2 protein-coding genes are annotated in these 1,283 nt (G+C 57.7%); one reads left to right on the forward strand and one right to left on the reverse strand.

The window, feature by feature from the left end; genetic code table 11:
- Positions 1-69 precede the first annotated feature (69 nt).
- Positions 70-651: an MliC family protein gene (locus tag BJQ17_RS00030; protein ID WP_070095328.1), complete on the forward strand. Its 582-nt coding sequence runs from the start codon at positions 70-72 to the stop codon at positions 649-651.
- Positions 652-767: 116 nt separating this feature from the next.
- Here BJQ17_RS00030 and BJQ17_RS00035 read toward each other — a convergent pair.
- Positions 768-1,283 (reverse strand): DUF4239 domain-containing protein (locus tag BJQ17_RS00035; protein WP_070095329.1); only part of this gene is annotated, 516 nt, incomplete at its 5' end.

Raw genomic sequence — 1,283 nt, forward strand, 5'->3', positions numbered from 1 at the left:
CCACCCTCCACGTCAGTCAGCGCAGAGCTAGACTGAGCCCAGTATTCTGAATCGCTAATGGTGGTTCCCATGAAGCACTGGCTTCCCCTGCTGCTCACCCTGCCTCTGTCGCACACCCTAGCTGCGGGACCTGCCTTCAACTGCACTCAGGTCGAGGCCGGCAGCATCGAACAACAGATCTGCCAGAGCGAGCGGCTCTCGGCAATGGACCGGAAAATGGCCGAGGTCTACACAGCCGCGCAGCAGAAGGCCGGCAATGAACATCCGCCGGTGCTCAAGACCGAGCAACGGGGCTGGATCAAAGGCCGCAACGATTGCTGGAAAAGCGCGGACCAGCCCGCCTGCATCGCCGACAGCTACCGCCTGCGCATCGCCGAACTGCAGGCGCGCTACCGGCTGGTCGAGGCCACCGGCCCGGTGTTCTACCAGTGTGACGGCAACCCGGCCAAGGAAGTGGTTGCCCGCTTCTTCCGCACCGAGCCGCCCACGGCCATCGTCGAGTTCGGTGACCGCAGTTCGCTGATGTACCTAGAACAGACCGCAAGCGGCGCGCGCTACCAGGGACAAAATGAGAGTCTATGGGAGCACCATGGCGAGGCCATCGTGGTGTGGGGCTATCAGGGGCCGGAAATGCACTGCACAGCGCGTTGAAAGCCGCCGCTATGACCCATTGCAGAAATTCTCCAGGGGTAGCTATCGGCCAATATCGAACTTTGATGTAGTCCGCCACGAGGTCATCATCCAGAACACAAGCGCGCCCTGCTTCCTTAAAGCTGCATTACGGCGAGCGCCCTGCGCAGAGGCTCGTCGGATATCTGGATAGGACCGTGAAATGGCACGTCCATATCCAATACCAGATATACGGAAGCCGCGATAAGCATTGAAGAAACGATGAACATTCCTATCACCATTGAATTACGTGGCGCTCGGTATCCAAAACTGGCGAAAATGAGCGTCAACCAAGCAACAAGCATCCCAATGAGTGGGCCGGGAATTGCCCCCTCTGACTGCTCGACGATCCTCCAGCGTTGCTCGATAAGCGAATGATATTGCTGACGAATATCCTGAAGCATAGTTTCATGGTAGCGGTCTGGCGGCTTTATGGCAGCCAAAGATTTTCCTATGTCATCCAAGTATTTAGCTGCCTCGCTGTTACGATGTTGCAGCGCCTCGTCCCCCCGGTACGGGGACTCAATAGCGTGCTCAAGATAGGTGACCAGTCGGTTGCGGGTGTCTTGTGCCGATTCGCCATAGCCCCGCAGTGTCCGATCAAATATGATCAT

Origin of the sequence: Pseudomonas sp. NBRC 111139 (genome assembly GCF_001753955.1) — a bacterium.
GTDB lineage: Bacteria > Pseudomonadota > Gammaproteobacteria > Pseudomonadales > Pseudomonadaceae > Aquipseudomonas > Aquipseudomonas alloputida.

Excerpts from the sequence above, each read along its gene's own strand:
- BJQ17_RS00030 (WP_070095328.1), top strand. The coding sequence starts at position 70 with ATGAAGCACTGGCTTCCCCTGCTGCTCACCCTGCCTCTGTCGCACACC.